Raw genomic sequence first — 1,346 nt, forward strand, 5'->3', positions numbered from 1 at the left:
AACGTAAGATTTTTTATTTCTAAGAGCGCTTAGCACCTTCTGTTCTAGATTAGAGTTATCCGTATAAGCAGCAAGGTATGGAGCTTTTTCTGTTGCTTTTGAAGAAACATTCAAATCTTTTTGTGATTGTTCAACCTTGGGTTCTTCTTTTTGAAGTCTGCTAAAAGCTGTCTTCACTTTATTAAAAACCGTTGTAATTTTTTCCTTTTGTTCTTCGGATAATTCTTTATTGTTCTGTACATCAGAAGCTATTTTTCCCCCAAAACCTTGATAAACATCAATCTCTCTATTCTTTGTAAATTCAGTAAGGTTCTTACGAATAAGCTCAGACAGTAATTCAGAAGTACCTTAAAGTGCCTCAATTGATGCCTTTGTCATTTCCTCTCGCGTGATACCGTCCCAGTCAATATTATAGCCAGCTTCACAAGCAAGTTGACCAATAAATTCACGCTGAGTACGTCCATTTCCCTCTCGAAACGGATGCAACGCATTTATTTCACCCATATAATATCCAGCTCTCTGGCTGAATTTATCCGCATCAAGACCACGCAGATATTGTTCTTTGGCAAGCTGCTGTGTAATCTTCGGTGCGTAGCTTTCAATCTGATGATGATAAGCAAATAAACAACCACCTTTGGTAATATCTATTGAACGGATCTCTCCTGCCCATTCATAGACGTCACCAAATAGCTTCTTGTGAATATCTTTCATATGATTAAGATCAAACCTACCCCTAATAGGAGTACGCTTAAGTTCAAGAGATTTTGCATAAGCGAGAGTAGACTCTACATACTTTAGCGTAGCTTCATCTTTAATACCAAACCGATTATACATCACACCAGTTTCAGCATCAGTATAAGGATCAACGCCCCCTTTATACTTCTCCACGTTTTACCCGCTCTATATAATCTTTGATAATATCACTTATTTCAAGTTCACCTATAATATAACGCTCTACTTGAGCAACAACTTGTGGATCTGGTTCCAACCCCTCTAAACGTTGGCTTGCTAATGCATTTTTAGCATCAAAGCGACGTCGTTTAATTTCCTCTTCACTCAACATAAAATTCTCCTTTGTTGATATTTATTATAGCTCAAATAAGCTATAGAAGCAAGTTTTTATCCCTTACCTTACCGTATCACATCTTTTGATCTTTCACGCGCTATCGCATTGATTTGCTCCTGTTGTCTCTGTTGCAAAAATTTAACAGCCGTTTGAAACTCACTCATAAGCTTCTTATCCGGAGGCTGGTTTTGAGGTATTACTTTTGACAAGTCAAAGTCTTGTTTATGAATGGCATCCTGTCCAAAACGTTTATCTAAAGCACTTTGTAGCTTTAAAAACT

General features: G+C 37.2%; 2 protein-coding genes and 1 pseudogene. All 3 read right to left on the reverse strand.

Annotated features, from left to right (window positions below):
• Positions 1 to 348: 348 nt before the first annotated feature.
• Positions 349 to 888, reverse strand: a complete 540-nt coding sequence (locus tag ACFILT_RS09175) for a Fic/DOC family protein (RefSeq protein WP_375679963.1) — start codon at positions 886 to 888, stop codon at positions 349 to 351.
• Positions 875 to 1,063 carry an antitoxin VbhA family protein gene (locus ACFILT_RS09180; protein ID WP_375618808.1) on the reverse strand — a complete coding sequence of 63 codons (189 nt, stop codon included), beginning with the start codon at positions 1,061 to 1,063 and terminating at the stop codon, positions 875 to 877. Before ACFILT_RS09180 ends, ACFILT_RS09175 begins: the two co-directional genes overlap by 14 nt.
• 68 nt (positions 1,064 to 1,131) lie before the next feature.
• Positions 1,132 to 1,346, reverse strand: a pseudogene (locus tag ACFILT_RS09185) (adenosine monophosphate-protein transferase); the annotation flags it as partial.

Origin of the sequence: Bartonella sp. AP7XZML (genome assembly GCF_042195745.1) — a bacterium.
Taxonomy (GTDB): Bacteria; Pseudomonadota; Alphaproteobacteria; order Rhizobiales; family Rhizobiaceae; genus Bartonella.